General features: G+C 39.8%; 23 protein-coding genes and 1 pseudogene. 15 read left to right on the top strand and 9 right to left on the bottom strand.

The annotated features are described in order from the left end of the window. Positions 1 to 13 precede the first annotated feature (13 nt). Positions 14 to 472 carry a zinc ribbon-containing protein gene (locus L656_RS0103545; protein WP_024598225.1) on the bottom strand — a complete coding sequence of 153 codons (459 nt, stop codon included), beginning with the start codon at positions 470 to 472 and terminating at the stop codon, positions 14 to 16. A 175-nt stretch (positions 473 to 647) separates the two neighbouring features. Between L656_RS0103545 and leuS the strand changes: the two genes are divergently transcribed. The 13 genes from leuS to lipA all read left to right on the top strand — a co-directional run bounded on the left by leuS (position 648) and on the right by lipA (position 13,401). After that, entirely contained in the window at positions 648 to 3,236 is a 2,589-nt protein-coding gene (gene leuS / locus L656_RS0103540) for a leucine--tRNA ligase (RefSeq protein ID WP_024598224.1), read from the top strand. Position 3,237: 1 nt separating this feature from the next. Continuing rightward, positions 3,238 to 3,729, top strand: a complete 492-nt coding sequence (locus tag L656_RS0103535; RefSeq protein ID WP_010554703.1) for an LPS-assembly lipoprotein LptE — start codon at positions 3,238 to 3,240, stop codon at positions 3,727 to 3,729. After that, entirely contained in the window at positions 3,729 to 4,766 is a 1,038-nt protein-coding gene (gene holA, locus L656_RS0103530) for a DNA polymerase III subunit delta (RefSeq protein WP_024598223.1), read from the top strand. Before L656_RS0103535 ends, holA begins: the two co-directional genes overlap by 1 nt. Positions 4,767 to 4,787: 21 nt before the next feature. Next, positions 4,788 to 5,423 (top strand): nicotinate-nucleotide adenylyltransferase, encoded by a 636-nt coding sequence (nadD, locus tag L656_RS0103525; RefSeq protein ID WP_024598222.1) that lies wholly within the window; start codon positions 4,788 to 4,790, stop codon positions 5,421 to 5,423. A gap of 55 nt (positions 5,424 to 5,478) precedes the next feature. Next, positions 5,479 to 5,796, top strand: a complete 318-nt coding sequence (gene rsfS, locus L656_RS0103520) for a ribosome silencing factor (protein ID WP_007585564.1) — start codon at positions 5,479 to 5,481, stop codon at positions 5,794 to 5,796. Positions 5,797 to 5,833: 37 nt separating this feature from the next. Continuing rightward, on the top strand, positions 5,834 to 6,304 hold the full coding sequence (gene rlmH, locus L656_RS0103515) for a 23S rRNA (pseudouridine(1915)-N(3))-methyltransferase RlmH (RefSeq protein ID WP_007585562.1): 471 nt from the start codon (positions 5,834 to 5,836) through the stop codon (positions 6,302 to 6,304). 9 nt (positions 6,305 to 6,313) lie between these two features. Further along, positions 6,314 to 8,182, top strand: a complete 1,869-nt coding sequence (mrdA, locus tag L656_RS0103510; RefSeq protein ID WP_024598221.1) for a penicillin-binding protein 2 — start codon at positions 6,314 to 6,316, stop codon at positions 8,180 to 8,182. Then, positions 8,179 to 9,285: a rod shape-determining protein RodA gene (gene rodA / locus L656_RS0103505; RefSeq protein WP_024598220.1), complete on the top strand. Its 1,107-nt coding sequence runs from the start codon at positions 8,179 to 8,181 to the stop codon at positions 9,283 to 9,285. Before mrdA ends, rodA begins: the two co-directional genes overlap by 4 nt. Further along, on the top strand, positions 9,285 to 10,049 hold the full coding sequence (locus L656_RS0103500) for a septal ring lytic transglycosylase RlpA family protein (RefSeq protein ID WP_024598219.1): 765 nt from the start codon (positions 9,285 to 9,287) through the stop codon (positions 10,047 to 10,049). The genes rodA and L656_RS0103500 overlap by 1 nt, the downstream gene beginning before the upstream one ends. Before the next feature lie 99 nt (positions 10,050 to 10,148). Further along, positions 10,149 to 11,312 (top strand): serine hydrolase, encoded by a 1,164-nt coding sequence (locus tag L656_RS0103495; protein WP_024598218.1) that lies wholly within the window; start codon positions 10,149 to 10,151, stop codon positions 11,310 to 11,312. Between the two features lie 175 nt (positions 11,313 to 11,487). Beyond that, positions 11,488 to 11,766: a DUF493 family protein YbeD gene (gene ybeD / locus L656_RS0103490; RefSeq protein ID WP_002958517.1), complete on the top strand. Its 279-nt coding sequence runs from the start codon at positions 11,488 to 11,490 to the stop codon at positions 11,764 to 11,766. Between the two features lie 19 nt (positions 11,767 to 11,785). Then, the gene (lipB, locus tag L656_RS0103485) at positions 11,786 to 12,439 is read left to right on the top strand and encodes a lipoyl(octanoyl) transferase LipB (protein ID WP_010554695.1); all 654 of its coding nucleotides are present in this window, start codon (positions 11,786 to 11,788) and stop codon (positions 12,437 to 12,439) included. Next, a complete protein-coding gene (lipA, locus tag L656_RS0103480) occupies positions 12,436 to 13,401 on the top strand; it encodes a lipoyl synthase (protein ID WP_002958515.1) in 966 nt (321 codons plus the stop codon). The genes lipB and lipA overlap by 4 nt, the downstream gene beginning before the upstream one ends. Before the next feature lie 79 nt (positions 13,402 to 13,480). On the opposite strand, the gene L656_RS0103475 is transcribed toward lipA, so the two are convergent. Then, entirely contained in the window at positions 13,481 to 14,767 is a 1,287-nt protein-coding gene (locus L656_RS0103475) for a VCBS domain-containing protein (RefSeq protein ID WP_024598217.1), read from the bottom strand. 256 nt (positions 14,768 to 15,023) lie between these two features. On the opposite strand from L656_RS0103475, the gene L656_RS0103470 reads away from it, so the two are divergent. Then, positions 15,024 to 15,263, top strand: a complete 240-nt coding sequence (locus L656_RS0103470; RefSeq protein ID WP_007585551.1) for an RNA recognition motif domain-containing protein — start codon at positions 15,024 to 15,026, stop codon at positions 15,261 to 15,263. A gap of 106 nt (positions 15,264 to 15,369) precedes the next feature. Here L656_RS0103470 and L656_RS1000000123240 read toward each other — a convergent pair whose 3' ends face one another. Continuing rightward, the gene (locus L656_RS1000000123240) at positions 15,370 to 15,519 is read right to left on the bottom strand and encodes a hypothetical protein (protein WP_198923565.1); all 150 of its coding nucleotides are present in this window, start codon (positions 15,517 to 15,519) and stop codon (positions 15,370 to 15,372) included. Positions 15,520 to 15,661: 142 nt separating this feature from the next. On the opposite strand from L656_RS1000000123240, the gene L656_RS0103460 reads away from it, so the two are divergent. Then, on the top strand, positions 15,662 to 17,281 hold the full coding sequence (locus L656_RS0103460) for a M28 family metallopeptidase (RefSeq protein ID WP_024598216.1): 1,620 nt from the start codon (positions 15,662 to 15,664) through the stop codon (positions 17,279 to 17,281). Between the two features lie 35 nt (positions 17,282 to 17,316). Here L656_RS0103460 and L656_RS0103455 read toward each other — a convergent pair whose 3' ends face one another. The 6 genes and pseudogenes from L656_RS0103455 to L656_RS0103435 form a co-directional block, all read right to left on the bottom strand. Next, positions 17,317 to 18,264 (bottom strand): EAL-associated domain-containing protein, encoded by a 948-nt coding sequence (locus tag L656_RS0103455; protein ID WP_024598215.1) that lies wholly within the window; start codon positions 18,262 to 18,264, stop codon positions 17,317 to 17,319. A 232-nt stretch (positions 18,265 to 18,496) separates the two neighbouring features. Next, a pseudogene (locus L656_RS1000000122710) lies at positions 18,497 to 18,691 on the bottom strand (calmodulin); the annotation flags it as partial. Between the two features lie 367 nt (positions 18,692 to 19,058). Next, a complete protein-coding gene (locus L656_RS0103450) occupies positions 19,059 to 19,265 on the bottom strand; it encodes a hypothetical protein (protein WP_024598214.1) in 207 nt (68 codons plus the stop codon). A 170-nt stretch (positions 19,266 to 19,435) separates the two neighbouring features. Next, the gene (locus L656_RS0103445; protein ID WP_007585535.1) at positions 19,436 to 19,648 is read right to left on the bottom strand and encodes a calmodulin; all 213 of its coding nucleotides are present in this window, start codon (positions 19,646 to 19,648) and stop codon (positions 19,436 to 19,438) included. A gap of 616 nt (positions 19,649 to 20,264) precedes the next feature. Continuing rightward, on the bottom strand, positions 20,265 to 20,480 hold the full coding sequence (locus L656_RS0103440) for a TIGR02450 family Trp-rich protein (RefSeq protein ID WP_002958506.1): 216 nt from the start codon (positions 20,478 to 20,480) through the stop codon (positions 20,265 to 20,267). Between the two features lie 69 nt (positions 20,481 to 20,549). Further along, a complete protein-coding gene (locus tag L656_RS0103435) occupies positions 20,550 to 20,903 on the bottom strand; it encodes a cupredoxin domain-containing protein (RefSeq protein ID WP_024598213.1) in 354 nt (117 codons plus the stop codon).

Below are 20,903 nucleotides of genomic sequence, written 5' to 3'. Positions count from 1 at the left end.
TTAATACTTATATTTAAGGGTGCAGTGCCTTACGACTAAAATAGATTCCATCACACTCAATACACGGTGTAATTTGTGTAGCGTGATAAACATCGTAACTATGGGTGCAATTCTTACATACTAATGTGCCCATGGCTATCCATTCGCCTGCGTGATACACACCATTGTGCTTAAAATCTTGACTAAGAGATTGCCACTCAAGTTGAGTTTTATCTTCTATGTGCGAAAGTTCAAACCAAAGAGACTCTTTAAGCTCTTGCCATGCAAGCGAATTATAGTGTGATTCGTTTTCTTGGACATGTTCTATATCGCGCTGTAAGTAACTTTTGTATAACCCGTACTTTTCTTGTCCTAAATCTTTAAGTGCCTGCTCAGATTCAACAAACCGAGTAACTGTATCTTTTACTTCGTGATCTTTTACATCTTTTAGCCAGTTGGTTAAATCGCTGAGCCATGCTTTATAATCTGCCATTTTATACTCCTTCAAAATTGCTGTTAAATCACCCTATAACTTAGATAAGTATAGGTTAACCTGAACTGAAGGTTATAATTTATCAAAACCGCGTTTTTGACGCTGTGAATAGCACTTTATTTGGGGTATCCTAATGGCAATTTTTTATTAGTTTGCAAGAAGTCTGGAACCATAGATGCAAGAGCAATATAACCCGCAAGATATAGAGTCAAAAGTACAAAGCTACTGGGAAGAAAACCAGGTATTTAAAGTCACTGAAGATGAGAGCAAAGAAAAGTATTACTGCCTTTCTATGTTCCCTTATCCGAGTGGTCGACTGCATATGGGTCATGTGCGCAACTACACCATTGGTGATGTTGTTTCTCGTTTCCAGCGCCTGCAAGGCAAAAACGTAATGCAACCTATGGGTTGGGATGCGTTTGGTTTACCTGCAGAAAACGCTGCTATTAAAAACAAAACAGCACCAGCTAAATGGACATACGAAAATATTGATTACATGCGTACCCAACTTAAGCAATTAGGTTTTGGTTATGACTGGGATCGCGAAATTGCGACATGTCATCCAGAATACTACAAGTGGGAGCAGTGGTTTTTCACTAAGCTTTACGAAAAAGGCCTAGTGTATAAAAAAATGTCGACAGTTAACTGGGATCCAGTGGATCAAACTGTACTCGCTAACGAGCAAGTTATTGACGGTCGCGGATGGCGTTCTGGCGCTGTGGTTGAGCAAAAAGAAATTCCACAGTGGTTTATTAAAATAACCGACTACGCACAAGAACTACTTGACGATTTAGACAAGTTAGAAGATTGGCCAGAGCAAGTTAAAACAATGCAGCGCAACTGGATTGGCCGCTCTGAAGGGTGTGATATTGAATTTAAACGCACCGATAACGACGAAACATTTAGCGTATACACAACACGTCCAGATACCTTTATGGGTGTTACGTATGTTGCTGTTGCCGGTGGTCACCCTATTGCGCAAGAAGCCGCTAAAAATAGCGATGCTATTGCAATGTTTGTTGAAGAATGCAAAAACACCAAAGTTGCCGAAGCAGATATGGCAACAATGGAGAAAAAAGGCATTGCAACAGGCTTTTACGCCACTCACCCATTAACGGGCGAGCAAGTACCAATTTGGGTCGCTAACTTTGTATTAATGCATTACGGCTCAGGCGCAGTAATGGCAGTACCTGCACACGACCAACGCGACTTTGAATTTGCAACAGCGTACGGCTTAGATATAAAACAAGTCATTGCGCCTGCTGAAGGTTCAGATCTTGAAGTAAACCTAAAAGAATCAGCATTTACCGATAAAGGCGTACTTGTAAACTCGGGTGAATTTAACGGCCTAGATTTTGAAGCTGGTTTTAAAGCGATTGCCGATAAATTAGAAGCACTAGGCGTTGGTGAGCGTAAAGTAAACTTCCGCCTGCGTGACTGGGGTGTGAGCCGTCAGCGCTATTGGGGTTCTCCAATTCCAATGCTTAGCGATGAAGATGGTAAAGAACTTGCCGCAACAGAAGATATGCTACCAGTTCGCTTACCAGAAGATGTGGTAATGAACGGTGTAACATCACCACTTAAAGCAGACCCAGAGTGGGCTAAAACAACAGTAAATGGCGCACCTGCGTTTCACGAGACTGATACGTTTGACACCTTTATGGAATCGTCTTGGTATTACGCACGCTACTGTAGCCCTCGCTACGACGAAGGTATGCTAGACCCAGCTGCTGCTAACTATTGGTTACCCGTAAACCAATACATTGGTGGTATTGAGCACGCTATTTTACATTTATTGTACTCGCGCTTTTTCCATAAATTATTACGTGACTTTGGTCTAGTAAACTCAGACGAGCCATTTGACCGCTTACTTTGTCAAGGTATGGTACTTGCTGAAACATTTTATCGTAAAGATGAAAAAGGCGGCGACATTTGGATTTCGCCAAGCGATGTAAACACCGAAACCGACGATAAAGGCCGCGTAACTAAAGCATGGCATAAGGAAGACGGCGAGCCGGTATTCTCATCAGGCATGAGCAAAATGTCTAAGTCTAAAAACAATGGTATAGACCCACAACATGTAATTGCCCAGTATGGTGCAGATACAGTGCGTTTATTCATGATGTTTACAGCACCACCAGAGCAAACGCTTGAATGGTCAGACTCGGGTGTAGAAGGCGCACATCGTTTCTTAAAACGTGTATGGAAATACGCGGTAGACGTTAAAACAGTAGGTTACCAAGCACTTGATAAATCGGCGCTAACTAACCCACAAAAAGTATTACGTCGTGACTTACACAAAGCAATTGCTAAAGTGACTGACGATGTTGAACGTCGTCAAACCTTTAACACCGCTATTGCCGCTATTATGGAGCTTTCTAATAAGTTATTAAAAGCACCACTGAGCGACAAACAAGATGTAGCGATTGCTAACGAAGCACTTGAAGCATTAGTTATTATGCTTGCACCTATTACTCCGCATTTATCGCATGAGCTTTGGAAAGAGCTTGGTAAAGAAGGTGAAATTTTAGATGCAGCGTGGCCAAAAGTTGACGAGTCGGCTCTTGTTGAAGATGAAAAATTAATCATCGTGCAAGTAAACGGCAAGCTTCGCGCTAAGTTAACTGTGGCAGCTGATGCAACTCAAGAGCAAGTAGAAGCTCTTGCGTTTGCAGAATCTAACGTCACTAAATTTACTGATGGCTCAACCATTCGTAAAATCATTTACGTACCAGGCAAGCTACTTAACGTGGTAGCTAACTAATATGGCTGCATTTAACGCCATTAAAAATGGACTAGCCTTAGTGCTAGTCTGTTTTTTGTTATCAAGCTGTGGCTTTCATTTAAAAAAAGCCTCTAGCCTGCCTGATAACTTAAAACAGCTAACACTTGTAGGCGATGACGAAAAATCGACTTTATTCACTGAGCTTAAAAAAGAGCTTAAAGCGAGTAACGTAGAGTTAGTATCGTCAGCTAAAGATAAAGCCCAATTGTATTTACGTAAAGAAAGCATTGAACGCCAAACACTTTCGCTGTTCCAAAACGGCCAGGTTGCTGAATACGAGCTCGCTTATGGCGTATCGTATGTAGTTAAACGCCCAGGTGAAAAAGCGATAGAAAAACGTTTTGAGCTTTATCGTAATTACCAAGACGATCCGGATCATGCATTAGCAAAAGCAAAAGAGCTTGAATTACTTATTAGCGAAATTCGTGAGCAGGCCAGTCGTCGTATTGTTAGAGAGCTGTCGCAACTATAATGCGCTGCTACGCTAATCAACTACCGAGTGAATTAAATAAAGGGCTAAAGCCCTTTTATTTAGTATTTGGAGAAGAGCCTTTTCAAGAAGCACAGTGCGTACAACAAATTCGCGACAGTGCTAAGCAACAAGGTTTTGATGAAGTAATTAAGTTTACTTTAATGCAAGGATTCGATTGGCAAGAAATCATAGCCCAGTACCAAAGTATGTCGTTGTTTAGCGCGCGCACTATTATTGAGCTTGATTTAAACCAACAAAAGCCAGGCGTTATTGGCAGCAATACCTTTAAAAAAGTGGTTGAACTCGTTAACCCCGATACTATTTTAATTGTTAAAGGCGCTAAAGCTAGCCAAGAAGTACAACGTGGAGCATGGTTTAAAGCCCTTGATAAGCAAGGCGTATTTGTTCCTTGTTACCCGCTTACAGGCACGCATGTAAAACGATGGCTTGACGATCAATGCCAACGTTTATCGCTTAATGTACAAAACGACGCCAAGGTAAGCTTAATTAATGCCACTGAAGGCAACTTATTAGCGTGTTTCCAGGAGCTTGAAAAGCTCTCGCTACTGCACGGCAATGCATTAATTACTCAGCAATTAGTAATGCAAGGTCTGTTAAATCAAGCCAAATTTGATATTTTTGATTTAAGTGATGCACTGTTAAATGGCCACGCCAAACAAGCTATAAAAGTATTAAATAAACTTGCCAGCGATAACACTGAAGTCGTGAGCATATTGTGGGCTATAACCAAAGAGCTTAATACACTAATAAGTGTGCAACTTGGTTTATTAAATGGCGAACCTATCGCTAATTTATTTAAACAAAAAGCAATTTGGAAAAACCAACAAGGTCCAGTTCAAAACGCAATTAACCGTTTAAATATGCACACGCTTGAGCAAATAAACAGTGATGTAGCGTTATTTGATGCCAGTTACAAGCAAGGTAATTTAATTGCACCTTACCAAGCGCTTGCTCATATTTGTATTAAGTTTTGCCAGCCGCTCAACATTCCTATGCCGTGCCACGCGGTTAATTAATAAATAACTAATGGGTGTTAAATGATCGCAATTTTTGGTGGCACTTTCGACCCAGTCCATTTAGGCCATCTAAATATGGCGCAGCAATGCGTAAATGCGTTTAATTTAGATACGCTTTACTTTATGCCCTGTGCACTCCCTGCTCATAAAGCAGCTCCGGGTATTAGTACACAGCACCGAATTAATATGCTCAACGCAGCCATTGCACCTTATCCTCATTTTGAACTCGATTTAAGAGAACTTAACCGAACCGGTCCATCGTATTCGCTACTTAGTTTGCAAGAACTTCGTAAAGAGTACCCCACTACACCTATTTTATTTTTAATTGGTATGGACTCGTTTAACAACCTAGATAAGTGGTTTGAGTGGAAGGCAATAACGCAGCTTTGCCATATTGTGGTGTATCAACGCCCTGCTCAAAATTGCACTGTAAAAGGTGAGCTTAAAAGCTATATGCAACACGCAAATGCCAGCGAAGTAGCAACACTTAAACACTCACTTGCAGGTAAACTTTATTTTTTACCGGGCGAAATGCTCGATGCGGCCTCAAGTACAATTCGTAAGCAGCTGAAAAAAAGTAATAAAAAGAATGAACTATTACCCGATGCAGTGAGTCATTACATAGAAGTGCATCAGCTCTATCAAATTGATGCTTAAAAACTCCTAGCGTGTTAAAATGCGCGCCATTAAATTTTTAAATTGAGACAAAACCTTGGATTCAAAACAACTACTCGCCTTTGCTATGGACAAAATTGACGATATGAAAGCGCGTGACATCGTTCATATTGACGTAACTGGAACATCAGATATCACAGATTACATGGTAATTTGTTCTGGTACTTCTAAACGCCACGTACAGTCAATTGCCGATCATTTAGCAAAAGAAGCACGTCACGCAGATTCAGAACCATTAGGTTATGAAGGTGAAGGCGACGGCGAATGGGCACTGGTTGATTTAGGTGATGTGGTTGTACACGTGATGCAAAACGAAGCACGTAGCTATTACGATCTAGAAAAACTGTGGGGCTAAACGCTCACTCATTTTAGACAATGCTTGGAAGTAATACGTGAAAATACAAATGATTGCTGTTGGTACCAAAATGCCAGCATGGGTAGAAACGGGATTTGCAGAATATCAGCGCCGTTTCCCTAAAGATATGGCCCTAGAGTTAATTGAAATTCAAGCCGGAAAACGTGGTAAAAATGCAGATATAAAACGCATTTTACACATTGAAGGTGAAAAAACATTAGCGGCTATTCCAAAAGGCAATCGTATTGTAACGTTAGAGGTAACAGGGAAAGCGCTGGATACTCACCAACTTGCTAAAAATATGGAAAAATGGCAACTCGATGGCCGCGATGTAAGTTTACTTATTGGCGGACCTGAAGGACTTGCTCCAGAATGCATTGCGGCTTCTGAGCAAAAATGGTCGTTGTCTAATTTAACATTGCCGCACCCTTTGGTGCGTATAATTGTTGCAGAGAGCCTTTACCGAGGCTGGAGCTTAAATAACAACCATCCTTATCATCGCGAGTAACGCCTTGCCATGCTAAAACATAGACCCACTATTCGTGACCACTCCGCAGAAGCAAACTTATTTGCTAGGCGTGCATTCGTGGGTTTTGTTTTTGTATTAGGATTAGTCGCAGTATTGCTTTCTAATCTTTATACTATTCAGGTAGAAGATCACCAAGACTATCAAACTCGCTCCAACGATAACCGTATTAAAGTTATACCTATTGCACCCAACCGTGGTTTAATTTACGACCGTAATGGTGTACTACTTGCTGAAAACAAACCTGTTTACAACCTTGAAGTCATCCCCGAAGAGGTAGATGACCTTGACGAATCGCTTGATCAAATAAGTAAAATAATTGCGATTACAGAGCAAGATAAACAAGACTTTTTAAAAGATATAAAACACACCCGTCGTTTTAAATCACAAGTATTAAAAGCCCGCTTAGACGAAACAGAAGTGGCGAAATTTTCGGTTAATCAACATAAATTTCCTGGTTTTAGTATTGAGGCACGTCTGGCTCGTTACTACCCATTTGGCGACACGCTAACGCATGCGCTTGGATATGTTGCCAAGCTTAATAGAAAAGAGCTAAACCAATTAGAACAAGAAGACCGTGCAACCAATTACCGTGCTACATATGATATTGGCAAGCTCGGATTAGAAAAATACTATGAAGAAACATTGCACGGTAAAGTGGGCTCACAACGAGTAGAAGTTAATAACCGTGGCCGTGTAATTCGCACCCTAAGCATGACCCAACCACAACCTGGTAGCGATTTAGTACTTACCTTAGACATTGGCTTGCAACAAATTGCACAGCATGGGCTTAAAGATATGCGTGGCGCTGTTGTCGTTATGGATGCAAAAGATGGCGGCGTGCTTGCTCTTTATTCAAACCCAAGTTACGACCCAAATTTATTTGTACACGGCATTAGCAGCAAAAATTATAAAGCGTTACTTAACCAAGACCGGCCATTAATAAACCGTACTACGCAAGGTCGTTATGCGCCGGCCTCTACTGTAAAGCCCTTAATGGCTGTATTAGCGCTTGAAGAAAATATAGTAAATGAAACAACATCAATGTGGGATCCAGGCTTTTTTGAAATACGAAACGTAGAGCATAAATGGCGAGATTGGAAACGCTGGGGGCATGGCCACGTTGATGTATACAAAGCGATTGAAGAATCCTGCGATACCTACTTTTACGATGCAGCTTATCGATTAGGCATTACTAAAATAAGCGACTTTATGGCGCGCTTTGGCTACGGTGATTTATCAGGAATTGATATTCACGAAGAAACTACTGCTATTCTACCTTCAAAAGAATGGAAAGAAGGACGCTTTAAAGAGTCTTGGTGGCCTGGTGACACAATTTCGGTAGGCATTGGCCAAGGTTACTGGACTGCCACACCTATTCAAATTGCAAATGCAACTAACATATTAGTTAATCGTGGTATTAATCACCCCCCTCATTTGGTGCAAGTGATAAAAAAAGATAACGACATAACGCAAATTAACAACGAAGAAAAACCCCCTGTTATTTTAAAAGATCCGCGCCATTGGCAAGTATCGTTAGATGCAATGCATAATACAGTACAAAAAATATCAGGCACAGCCCACAAAGCATTTAAAGGGACTAACTACGACTCGGCTGGTAAAACCGGTACCGCGCAAGTAGTTAGTATTGCCCAAGGTGAACGCTACGATGCAGAATCTCTTAAAGAGCGCCAACGCGATAATACAATTTATGTAGGCTTTGCACCTTACAACGATCCAAAAATTGTGGTTTCTGTTGTATTAGAAAACAACCACGGCGGTATTCAAATTGCCCGCCAACTTATGGATTACTACTTTGCAGCCAATCCAGTTAATCTTGCAAGGAACGAGACACCATGACCGCTTTGCACGATAAACGCTCTATTTGGATGCGTATGCACCTAGATCTACCGCTGCTTATTGCACTACTTATAATGATGGCTGGAAGCATAATGGTTGTTTACAGCGCAAGCGGGCAAGAGTCTTCTATGATGATTAGGCACATGACCCGCATGGGCGGTGCGATTGTTGCTATGATTGTTTTAGCACAGTTTTCGCCTGCCACGTTAAAGCGGTTAGTGATCCCCCTTTATTGCGTTGGGTTATTAATGCTAGTCGGTGTACTTTTATTTGGAGTAAGCTCAAAAGGCGCGCAGCGTTGGCTCAATTTAGGGGTGACACGGTTTCAACCTGCAGAATTAATGAAGTTGGCAGTCCCGATGATGGTAGCTTGGTATATAGGTAGAAACAACTTACCGCCTCGCCCGCTACATTTAATTATTGGTTTTATGATTGTAATGCTCCCTACACTATTAATTAAAGAACAACCCGATTTAGGCACCGCTATACTTATTGCAAGCTCAGGTATATTTGTATTATTTTTGTCTGGTTTGAGTTGGCGTTTAATAGGCTTTTTAAGCTCGATTGTAGCGCTTGCTGCATGGCCATTTTGGCACTACGGTATGCACGATTATCAAAAGCAGCGTGTACTCACCTTTTTGGACCCTGAGAGCGATCCACTTGGTTCTGGTTATCATATTATTCAATCTAAAATTGCTATTGGTTCAGGCGGTATAGAAGGTAAAGGCTGGCTACTTGGCACACAATCGCAACTAGAATTTTTGCCAGAGCGCCACACCGATTTTATATTTTCAGTTTTAAGCGAAGAATTTGGTTTATTTGGCGTATGTGTTTTACTTAGCCTGTACTTATTTATTATTGGCCGTGGTTTATATATTGCTGTTAATGCACAAGATGCATTTGGTAAATTGCTCGCAGGCGCGCTCACCCTCACCTTTTTTGTGTATGTATTTGTAAACATAGGCATGGTCTCGGGTTTATTACCTGTTGTAGGCGTACCTTTACCACTGATTAGTTATGGTGGTACATCGATGGTGACGTTAATGGCAGGATTTGGCATTATTATGTCAATCGCAACAGATAAAAGGATGCTTTTAAAATAATGCGACACACTAATCAGCTTATATTTACCACGTTATTAATTGTGCTTTTAAGTGCATGTAGTAGCGGCTCTAGTAGCCGTTATAGCATGCGCCATGATGCAGCACCACTTAGAGCACCGACCACACTTGAGATGCAAGACGCTATAGTTACCGAAGTTACTAAAAGTGCCAGCGCTAGCCGTCCGTATACAGTGCTTGGTAAAAGTTATTCGCCCATGCTTGATGAGACAGGCTTTAGCGAGGAAGGTGTGGCCTCTTGGTATGGTCGTAAGTTTCATGGTTACCACACCTCAAATGGTGAAACGTACGATATGTTTGCCATGACCGCTGCGCATAAAACGCTGCCACTACCTAGCTTTGTTAAAGTAACCAATACAGCAAATGGTAAATCGGTAATTGTGCGCGTAAACGACCGGGGCCCGTTTCATGACGATAGAATAATTGACCTTTCGTACGCAGCCGCTTATAAGCTTGGCTATTACACCCATGGTACAGCAAAGGTTAAGCTAGAGGCCGTTACGCTTGCGGGCGCAACTGCGCGTCAAACCTATATTCAAGTAGCTGCAGGTAGTACACTTGCCAATATTGAAGCACTTGCCAGTACATTGCGAGATCAATACAAATTACCAACAAATATCGTTCAAAAAGACGACATTTACAGATTGCATTTAGGGCCAATAAAAGACACCCCTCATGCAGACGAAGTATTAAAAAAATTAAAACAAAATCAATTTCAAAACGCGTTCTTGCTTTACACTCAGTAAGACTAATACCCAAACTACCCCAAGATGCTCGCATCTCGGGGTAGTTTGGGTATAAAATGGCGTAACGCGAATCTTTAACTTTAACCATTAATGAGTATGATGAAATCTATTAAACAAAAAATCCTCAAAGGTGTATGCGGCCTAGTTTGTACAGCCGCCGTATTCTCAGCCAGCGCCCAAATTATTCCGGCACCACCTCAAGTTAATGCAAAAGGTTATTTTTTAGTCGACTTTACAACTGGTAAAGTCATTGCTGAAGGTGAAGCTGACACACAGCTAGCACCTGCAAGTTTAACTAAAATGATGACCAGTTATGTAATTGGTACTGAAATTAAAGCGGGTAATATTGCCACTACCGATATGGTAACGGTAAGCGAAAAAGCATGGGCTAAAAACTTTCCAGAATCTTCAAAGATGTTTATTGAAGTAGGTAAGCAAATTAGTGTTGATCAGCTTAACCACGGTATTATTATCCAATCAGGTAATGATGCATGTGTTGCAATGGCTGAGCATATTGCTGGAAGCGAAAGCGCATTTGCTGATTTAATGAATGCCCATGCTGCTAAATTAGGTATGAGCAACAGTCACTTTATCAACAGCCACGGCCTTGATACTGACGAGCACTTCACAACTCCTCGCGATATGGCGACACTCGGTGCTGCACTTATTCGTGATGTACCAGACGAATACGCACTTTATAAGCAAAAATCATTTACTTATAACGGTATTAAGCAATATAACCGTAATTCATTATTGTGGGACGAAAGCTTAGATGTTGATGGCATTAAAACTGGCCATACATCAGAAGCAGGCTACAGCCTAGTTACCTCAGCAACTAAGAACGATATGCGTTTAATTGCTGTTGTTATGGGTACTTCAAGCGAACGCGCTCGTAAAGTAGAAAGCAAAAAACTACTTAACTATGGTTTTCGCTTTTATGAAACAATTACTCCGTACAAGGCAGGCGATAGCTTTGCAGAGCAACGTATTTGGATGGGTAACAAAGAAAATGTATCTTTAGGTATTTTAGAAGATACACCAATTACTATCCCACGTGGTCAGCATAAAAACCTTAAAGCTAACTTTGAGCTAGATAACACGCTTGAAGCACCCCTTGCTAAAGGTACTAAAGTAGGTACGTTATTCTTACAACTAGAGGGTGAAGATATTGCTCAATACCCACTAGTCACACTTGAAGAAGTGGAAGAAGGCAGCTTCTTTAGCAAAATTTATGATTACTTACGCTTACAGATAATGCAGTAATTTATAGCTCCCCTATTAACTAGGGTAACTAATTTAAACGTCTCCACTGTGAGGCGTTTTTTTTTGCTTGAAAAATGTTAGAATGCGCCCCATATAAGCAAGACTGCTAATTGCCTATCTGTATTAAGCTTCAAGCTTGCATAGAGTCCACACTTTTGTATGAGGAGTCACCGTCGTGGTTCAACCTGTTAAAGATACTAAATTTGATGAGTACCTAGAGTACCCTTGCCCATTTACATTCAGAATAATGGGTTTAGCTAATGTAAACTTAACTGATCAAATTTTAGCTAAGTTACAACCAATAGCACCTGGCGATTACGCCCCTAAAGTAAAACCAAGCAGCAAAGGTAATTACGAGTCAGTAAGCCTTGTAGCAACGGTTACTAGTGGCAAACACATTGAAGAAATTTACAACGTGATCAGCAATATTGATGACGTACGCCATATGCTTTAAGCCATAGTTGAGATTTGTTGTGAACGAAAACACTTTGATCGTACGCCAACTGGGTCGTCAGCGTTATATGCCAATTTGGCAAAAAATGCAGGACTTTACCGACACCCGTGATGAAAATACGCCAGATGAAATTTGGCTTGTAGAGCACGAGAGTGTATTCACTCAAGGTCAGGCTGGTAAGGACGAACACTTACTGGCTCCTGGCGACATTGAGGTGATTAAAGTTGACCGTGGCGGACAAGTAACTTATCACGGCCCTGGCCAGCAAATGATGTATGTATTATTTAATCTACGTCGTTTAAAGATTGGTGTACGTGAACTGGTTACATGGCTTGAAGAGTGCATTATTGAGTCACTCGCCGAGTATGGTATTGAAGCTTACGCTAAAGCTGATGCACCAGGTGTTTACGTTAACGACAGCAAAATTGCATCCCTTGGGTTAAGAGTTCGTCGTGGTTGCTCGTTTCATGGCTTAGCATTAAATGTTAACATGGACCTAAGTCCATTTTTACGCATTAACCCATGTGGTTATGCGGGCATGAATATGGTGCAAACTAAAGAATTAGATGGTCCTCAAAACCTAGAAAGTGCAGGTGAAGGATTGGTGAAACACATGATCAAGAAGCTTAATGCAACACAGGTTAAGCATACTGAAGGGTTTGAAAACGAATGAATAAACCAGTCAAAATGGAACCAGGTGTAAAACTACGCGACGCAGAAAAAATGGCGTTGATCCCAGTAAAAGTTTTACCTACAGAAAAAACTGAAATGTTGCGTAAGCCAGAATGGTTAAAAATTCGCTTACCTAAATCAACCGATCGCATTGACGGCATTAAAAAAGCGCTACGTAAGCATGGCTTACACTCAGTATGTGAAGAGGCTTCGTGCCCTAACCTATCAGAGTGTTTTAACCACGGTACAGCCACCTTTATGATTTTAGGTGCTATTTGTACTCGTCGTTGCCCATTTTGTGATGTTGCTCATGGTCGCCCATTAAAACCTGATGCCACTGAACCTGAAAAGCTAGCACTTACTATTAAAGATATGAAGCTAAGCTACGTTGTAATCACTTCGGTTGACCGTGATGATTTACGCGATGGTGGTGCACAGCATTTTGCCGATTGTATTCGCGAGATTCGTAAACATAATCCAACTATCACTATCGAAATTTTAGTACCTGATTTTCGTGGTCGTATGGACCGCGCACTAGAGATATTAATCGAGACGCCACCAGATGTGTTTAACCACAATCTTGAAACTGCGCCACGTTTATACAAACTAGCTCGCCCAGGTGCTGACTACAAATGGTCATTAGAATTACTTCGTCGCTTTAAAGAAGCTCACCCAGAAGTTAAGACTAAATCAGGCTTAATGGTAGGTTTAGGTGAAGAAATTAGCGAGATTGAAGAAGTACTTCGCGATTTACGTGCACACAACGTTGACATGCTAACTGTAGGCCAATATCTACAACCTTCTAAGCATCACTTACCGGTTAAACGCTACGTGCCACCAGTAGAGTTTGACGGCTTAAAAGCGTATGCAGATGAAATTGGCTTTACTCACGCAGCTTCTGGCCCGTTTGTACGTTCAAGCTACCATGCTGATCAACAAGCCGCTGGTAAAGAAGTGAAATAATCACTTTCTCAAAAAATTAAAAAAGCCGTTAATAATGCATAATTATTAATGGCTTTTTCATGCTAATTGATCAAATAGCTTACTGCGCTAACTTACCTTTAGTGATAGAAAAATCAGCAAACCTAACACGTTCTTCATCAATTCGAAGACTGCCGGTTTCAACAATTGAGCGGTATACCCCCCACTTAGGACGAGCAAAATCATCATCACTAAAGCCGCGCCACATATCTATGTTTTGCTCGCTTATATTAAATATCACTGCGTTGTCGCTTAAGCGCGTTAATGTCATATCAAGCTTACCACTTTCACTAAATGTAGCTTGTACAAATACCTCGACCCATTCATCTGTAATTAAAGACCAGTCGGTTTCAATTAAGTTTCTATCAAGACCCGTACTGTTGCCGTTTTCATCAAACCCCGCGCTATATCGAACCTGTAGTTGATTACCTGTACTATTTTTTTGTGCACCTGAGAGAGTGATAATAGGCTGATCGTCATTACCATTGGTGTTGTCGTTACTCTCGTTACGGGCTTTTATTTGAAAAAAATGGCTAAACTTACTCGTAAGCTCAAGCTCGCTACTTACTTTAAATTTCCAGCTGTATTGAAATGTCTCGCCCTTAAACGCCAGTGTTTGTTGTGGTGATTTATCGTAGGTTTTTATTTCATTACGTTGTCTGTCACTTGCACCTTTGTCTTTATCTTGGTCATCATCTCGGTGGGCTAAAAATACAAAATGGTTGCCAATTATCGTATCGGTATCTTCGATAATATGGACAACACTTTCATGATTGCCAACGTATAAGTCTGGAGATTCAATTGACCCTTCGCCGAATGCATTTTCAATAAGTGTATATGCGTCAAGTCCCGAATCTACACCATCTGATTGTAATAACACGTTCGAAATGTTCTCAAAGCCATCAGCTTGAGCTATTGGTGCACCTACAACTGTTATGATAATTTGTGCGCTAGTACCATCTACAGAGTTTACTGTTATTGTGTCTTGCAGTGTTTCACCCTCATTGAGAGATGTTATTGAAGTATTTAAATCATCAAGTGTGTATGACCAATCTCCACCAGCATTTAAGCTAAAAAAACCATAGATTGTAGCGCTATTTTCTTGTGCTATAAAAGCAGCCTCGCCGAGTTGTTGATCAGTAATAGTTAATGAACCTGTTATTGCATCATTACTATTACTAATAACTTCGCCTCGGCTATTGCCAGCAATTATTGCAGGAGTTTGTAAAGTAATCGCTTCATTATTTTTTATCGTAGAATCAGAGCCCGAGCTGCCACAACCAACAACTAAACAAGATAGAAGTGCGGTTGTAATTACATTACACAGTTTAAGATTATATTTAGGCATTGTTAGCTTTATGGTTAATAGTAAGTTAATAAAACACAAACTTACCAATTAACTATGCAAATAACCACAACTCAATTACCAATTAACATGACCAATTTGATGGCAATCTATTTAAAATTATAAAAGCTATGTTTTTTCAGTGCGATACAAACAATTATTCCTATAGAACGTTTATTTATATATGTTTTAAAATAAAATTAGGTTAAAGCTGAGTTACTTGAGATAATTAGTACTGACATAATTATTTAGGTTCATTATGAAACTATTAGTTCGTAACTTGTCTCGTGCTACCACTGAGCATGAGCTTCGTACTTTATTTGCAGAGCACGGTAAAGTGACTACCTGTAACTTAGTACTTGATAAAGAAACTGGCCAATCTAAAGGCTTTGCCTTTTTAGAAATGCCAAACGACATAGAAAGTAAAAGCGCCATTAAAGCACTTAACCAATCTACTGTTGATAAAAGTAAGATCCGCGTAAAGCTTGCAGACGCATAAAGCTAACTGCAACTTATACTAAAAAACCAGCTAATGCTGGTTTTTTGCTTTTAGTGCCAAGTATTGTATTTAAGCTTTATATTTAGCTAAAAAAACTAAGCGGTTATTAAGCCGCTTTTTTTATACTTATAGTGCCCAATATTATAAAAGAAGCAGACAACACAAAAAATGTCTCCTGCTCAGCTAATATTCCAGCAGCAAAAAATGCAATGCCACTAGCTATAAATAAATACCCACTTTTTTTACATTGGCTCATTATGTGCTCCTTTAGGTTGTTCGTTATTTATACACCTTATAAAATCAATCTGCAATTGAATGAAAAGTTCTCTATAAAAATTCGACATCGCTGCGGTGCTTCCTTTATATTGAAAGCCTAATTAAATAACAATATGAAGACTATGGCATCTACTCTTTTAAAAAGCGCTAGCCTAAGCCTGCTAGTTGCACTATTTGGCTGCTCGGAGCCTGCAAGCGAACACATCCCATTAGAAAATACAGCCGGTGTAAGCCTTAGCAATATTAAGCAGCATATTAAAACGCTAGCCTCTGATGATTTTCAAGGCCGAGGCCCGCTTACTCATGGTGAAGTGAAAACTGTAGGCTACTTAAGCGAGCAATATAAAGCGCTGGGTTTAACAGGCGCTTATAAAGGCAAATACTTACAGCCTGTAAAAATGGCAATGGTGACAGCTGATCAGGATATGCAGTTAAAGGTAGGTGATTTGAGCTTTGAATCAGGTAAAGACTTTACCGCACGTACCGAGCAACTTCAGCCATTAATTGATGTAAGAAGCTCTGACGTTGTATTTGCGGGCTACGGTATTAATGCGCCAGAATATAACTGGAATGACTATAAAAATATTGATGTAACAGGTAAAACAGTGGTTGTGCTAGTTAACGACCCAGGCTTTGCTACTCAAAACGATGCCCTTTTTACTGGTAATGCAATGACCTACTACGGTCGCTGGACTTATAAGTATGAAGAAGCCGCTCGCCAAGGTGCAAAGGCTGTATTTATTGTTCATGAAACCGCACCTGCAGCATACCCTTGGGGCGTAGTTGAAAGTTCAAACACCGGCACCAAATACACGTTAATGGATAACAATTTAAACGCGTCTAAATTACCGGTTATGGGCTGGCTAACACTTGATGCGACTGAAAAAATGTTTAACGCCGCAAAGCTAAACTATCAAGATTTAAAACAAGCAGCATTAAATGATGACTTTATAGCGACGCCACTTAACTTAAAAGCAAACCTTGCCTTTAAAAACGAAGTATCTCATGCAAAATCGCATAACGTAGTTGCACAAATTACAGGTAGCGAATCACCTGACGAATACGTTGTTATTAGCGCGCATTGGGACCACTTTGGTACTAAACAAACTGATACTGGCCCTAAGATTTATAACGGCGCAGTAGATAACGCTTCAGGCACTGCAGCCACGCTTGAAATAGCACGCATCATGAGCAAAATGAACAAGCAAAAACCATTTAAACGCTCAATTATTTTTGCTAACTTTACAGCAGAAGAAACGGGGTTAATTGGTTCTGAAGAATTTGCATCGGGTGCGGTAGTACCTACAAAACAAATGGTCGGTCTTTTAAATATTGATGGCATGAACGTGCTTGATGGCACTGACTACATTTTACAATACGGTAAAGATTTATCAACAATGGAAAACTATTTAGCAAAGGCTGCAAAATCACAAGGCCGTGTTGTTAAAATGGATCCTCGCCCGCAAAATGGCTTGTTTTTTAGATCAGATCATTTCTCGCTTTCTAAGCAAGGCGTGCCTAGTTTATTATTTATGAGCCTGGGCGATACCGATCCTGAGTACATTGCGCATAAGTACCATAAAGAGGCAGACGACTACTCTGCTGATTGGTCGTTAGGTGGTGTTAAGCAAGATATAGATCTTATTGTTGATATAGCCACACAGCTTGCAAACAATAGCGATTGGCCAAAGTGGACGAGCGAGTCTGACTTTAAAGCCAAACGCGCGCAAGATAAGCAATAAATAACTATTAATAGTTATGTAATATAAAAATCCTCCTACTTGGAGGATTTTTGTTTTAAACGAGCCCGCATTAATAGCGTTTCGGCCTTTGCCCCTAAATAAACATAAATAGCCAGTGCAATTAAAAGCCCCACTACTGCAAGCATCATCGCTATTGCAGGCATTAAATATTCCGATTGCCCCAGCGCCGCTTTAAACATAGTTAACAGCGCCTCAATTGATATAGCAATTAACACGGTAGATATAAACCGTGTAATAGTGCGCCGCGTAGATGAGTGCCTAAAAATATCCTTATGCATAAGGATTTCTTCTTCGAGTATTGTTTTACCTAAATCGAATACTGCTAATGCTAGGGTGATGTAAATAATGATACTAAAGGGTTCAAGTGGGTCTGATGAGGTATCTACATGGGTTAATAGCGCGTATATATCATTAAAAACGATATTCAGTAAAAATAATACTAAGCAAAATAAGCACGCAACAATAATACCGTAACCCGCTTTAAAGTATGGCGACATATTAGCGCGCGCAGTATCACCCATTACAAACTCAATAAGCTGCGTTAAGCTCACATCAACGACCAAGTAATGTTGATTATTAATTGGTTTTTTTAGCTCTTTAATCGCCGATATACATAAATGGTTAGTCGCTATAGAAATGTAGGGATCAGTAAAGCACACCCTATCACATGCTTTAGCGTTCAAAAAATAGGGGCGCTCGCTTAAATCTTGTTGATTACCACTTTCACCTAATTTTTTGCTATATGCCCGTTTAAAGCAGACATTATTACCCTGTTGCAAACCTTCTGCATTTAAACAATATTGTAATTCTAAAAATGGGTACTGCTTAATCAGGTAGCGAGTATCACGCTCTTTAGTTAACCCATCCTCAATACTCATCAAAATAGATTCAAGTAAGCTGTGTATTACATGCTCATATTCGTGGTAGCGCTCAACACTACTGATATAACTCATTCGCGCCATTTTAAATACTCATTAACCTAAGTTATAAATAGATTTGCAAGTTTAAAACCAATAATAAAATAACTTAACAATCAGCAACTTAATGATATTCAAACTCGTGTTTTGCACTACTTTGGTGAATAAATAATAAAATATTACATTAAATGCACAAAAAAGCAGCTAAGTATTAATTACTTAGCTGCTTTGTGAGTATGATTAATAAGGTTTAAACCCGACTCAAATCTAGAGCCTGTTACTGAACCTTCGAAAACTCTTCTTTAGATAACTCGCCATTTCCGTCTGCATCTAATTGATCAAAAAGCTGTACTAGCTGCGAGTTGACTTGAGCTTCTGTTTTACTAATTACGCCGTCGCCATCAGCATCAAAAGAATCAAAATCTACCGCAGCAAACGCTGCTGAAGAAGAAGCAAGGGCTACAAGTGGTAGGGCGTGTTGATCTTTGGTGGGTGAATTTGCAGCAGTATGTTTGGTTTTTAGGCAAGGCAGAGCCTATGTAGTGTGGTTATTCCCCATAAATAGGCGATAACGCAGCATAAATACCAAACATGCGCTGCCCTTTGGGTTCTTTCTAGGGACGATTAACTCTTTGTTGCTCGGTTTTTACTTAGCCCACTAGGTTACAAACCTCGCGCCGCGATTTAATCTCCCCTAGATTGAACAAATTTCAATCCACAAAGATCAATACGCCCTAAAGTTTTGTGTAATGTTTTCATAATCGTTTCCTTAGGCTTTGAGCCTGATTGGAGGTAAGAAGTCCTTTTCAAAGATCCTTTAGGAGTAAAGTGTCTGTAAATTAATATTCAAAAAAATCATTTTCTGTCGGCCCACCGCTACTTTGAACATTCAGCTCATCAAATTGCTCTTTCACTTGTACCGACTCTACAGCCTGACTATCTGAGGCGTTGTCGGTTGTGTCTAGAGTTTCAAAGTTTGTGTTTGCAAATACGACTGATGAAGAAACAATCGCCATAAGTACAAGTGTTGATTGTAGCTTTTTCATAATATAATCCTTCAATAGTATGCGATGTCCTGATATAAATTTGCTCTATAGTGCTCTCTAGTCACATCCTTGTTATTCTTTTTAGTAGGCTCCCTTGCCTACTTAGGTTGTCTTTGGCAACTCAGAATTTAGATAACATTACAGAGCATTAACTGCTTAAGGCTTTAATTTTAGGCCTTAGAAAACTCATCTTCAGATAACTCACCATCTTGGTTTGTATCGAGTTCTTCAAATTTGCTTAAAAGCTCAGCATCTACTGATGCTTCGGCTTGGCTAATTGCGCCATTACCGTCTACGTCTAGCGTATCAAAATCTGTTGCTGCAAAAGCCGCTGATGAAGAAGCAAGCGCCATTAGTACTAGTGTTGATTGAAATGTTTTCATAATAGTATTCCTTCATTGGGTTGTTGCGATTAGGCCTTTGGCTTTCATCACGTTTTGCTTAATACATTCTAGGTATTACAACTTCGGTGCCACTTTTTATTTTTTATCTAAAAACAATGAGTTAAACGATATAAAGCAAAAGATGCTTAATTTTGGGTGGTGTTATTGTTGCTATTTAGCAACAGCCATTCACCTAAAAACAATAAAACAATATAAATCAATTGGTTAACTTTAATTAAAAAGACACAATTTTGCTAAAAAGCCAATAAAGGGGGCGTTTGGGTTAGTTTTCAAAATAAACTGAATATGAACATGGAAGTAGCTTAGGATTTATTCGCAGCTATTAAAAAATTAAATCATTTATAATTAGTCAGTTACATTATTTTTGAGATTTATTATAAAAACTTTGAAAGGATATTTTGAAATTAACTGTTTTGTTGCCAAATGGCGAATTTACTTAGGAAGGTTTCAATGTTAAAGCTAAATTGTAGCATCCAACTCATAATTTGATGCGTTGTAAAATATAGGTTCGCTTGAGTTAAGCAAACCTACATCGTGTATCAGCTATCTGCAAAAGTGCCGCTATTAGAGAGAAGTAAAATTACATAGATTTAAACTACTTCCACCCTTGTAGCCACTTTTGGTTATCTTTTAAATCTCGCCAACTAATTGGATATTGATTTTTTGACATAACAGCCTCAGTAATACATTCAATTACATTACCGTCTTCATCAAATTCCACCTCAACAATAATGAAGTGTTTTTCTTTATTTATAGCAGGTGTTGCGGTCCATTTACTATTCAATAATTTTTTAGGGTTTAATTTATTCATTTAATATAGCGACTCTTACTAGTAAATTTATAAGGCAACTATACGACCCCAACACCCACTTAGTTCAGGTTACTGAGCAACTAGCTTGCCCTTATACATTTGCATTTGGCAATGAAAGTCATACTCACCGGCTTCAAGCGCAGGTAATTTAACTGTATTGCCATCACCCATTGCTAGAGTTTTACTTATATCAAGCTGGGGAAATACCACTGTTTCAGCGCATGGCGCGCTGTCTTTTCTATCAAAGGTAAGTAGAATCTCTTTGTTGGCTGCCACTTTAATATGTCCTGGCTTATAAACACCGTTATCAACCACTATCGTTACTTTGTTGTCATCACTTTGTGTTTGCTCTGGTTTGTATAGCCAAAACCAATAAATAATTGCGGCTATTAACAGTGCACCACCTATATTAATCATCAACAT

Source organism: Pseudoalteromonas sp. TAE56 (genome assembly GCF_000497955.1).
Classification (GTDB): Bacteria; Pseudomonadota; Gammaproteobacteria; order Enterobacterales; family Alteromonadaceae; genus Pseudoalteromonas.
The sequence above is the reverse complement of the archived record's forward strand: the minus strand, read 5'-3'. Positions and strand labels throughout refer to the sequence as shown.

Coding starts and splice junctions, on each gene's coding strand:
- L656_RS0103435 (WP_024598213.1), bottom strand. CDS start 20,903: ATGTTGATGATTAATATAGGTGGTGCACTGTTAATAGCCGCAATTATT.
- L656_RS1000000123240 (WP_198923565.1), bottom strand. CDS start 15,519: ATGAGCCAATGTAAAAAAAGTGGGTATTTATTTATAGCTAGTGGCATT.
- L656_RS0103470 (WP_007585551.1), top strand. CDS start 15,024: ATGAAACTATTAGTTCGTAACTTGTCTCGTGCTACCACTGAGCATGAG.
- L656_RS0103475 (WP_024598217.1), bottom strand. CDS start 14,767: ATGCCTAAATATAATCTTAAACTGTGTAATGTAATTACAACCGCACTT.
- L656_RS0103545 (WP_024598225.1), bottom strand. CDS start 472: ATGGCAGATTATAAAGCATGGCTCAGCGATTTAACCAACTGGCTAAAA.
- holA (WP_024598223.1), top strand. CDS start 3,729: ATGCGCTGCTACGCTAATCAACTACCGAGTGAATTAAATAAAGGGCTA.
- L656_RS0103460 (WP_024598216.1), top strand. CDS start 15,662: ATGGCATCTACTCTTTTAAAAAGCGCTAGCCTAAGCCTGCTAGTTGCA.
- L656_RS0103535 (WP_010554703.1), top strand. CDS start 3,238: ATGGCTGCATTTAACGCCATTAAAAATGGACTAGCCTTAGTGCTAGTC.
- L656_RS0103455 (WP_024598215.1), bottom strand. CDS start 18,264: ATGGCGCGAATGAGTTATATCAGTAGTGTTGAGCGCTACCACGAATAT.
- nadD (WP_024598222.1), top strand. CDS start 4,788: ATGATCGCAATTTTTGGTGGCACTTTCGACCCAGTCCATTTAGGCCAT.
- mrdA (WP_024598221.1), top strand. CDS start 6,314: ATGCTAAAACATAGACCCACTATTCGTGACCACTCCGCAGAAGCAAAC.
- leuS (WP_024598224.1), top strand. CDS start 648: ATGCAAGAGCAATATAACCCGCAAGATATAGAGTCAAAAGTACAAAGC.
- L656_RS0103500 (WP_024598219.1), top strand. CDS start 9,285: ATGCGACACACTAATCAGCTTATATTTACCACGTTATTAATTGTGCTT.
- lipA (WP_002958515.1), top strand. CDS start 12,436: ATGAATAAACCAGTCAAAATGGAACCAGGTGTAAAACTACGCGACGCA.
- L656_RS0103445 (WP_007585535.1), bottom strand. CDS start 19,648: ATGAAAACATTTCAATCAACACTAGTACTAATGGCGCTTGCTTCTTCA.
- L656_RS0103440 (WP_002958506.1), bottom strand. CDS start 20,480: ATGAATAAATTAAACCCTAAAAAATTATTGAATAGTAAATGGACCGCA.
- L656_RS0103450 (WP_024598214.1), bottom strand. CDS start 19,265: ATGAAAAAGCTACAATCAACACTTGTACTTATGGCGATTGTTTCTTCA.
- L656_RS0103495 (WP_024598218.1), top strand. CDS start 10,149: ATGAAATCTATTAAACAAAAAATCCTCAAAGGTGTATGCGGCCTAGTT.
- rodA (WP_024598220.1), top strand. CDS start 8,179: ATGACCGCTTTGCACGATAAACGCTCTATTTGGATGCGTATGCACCTA.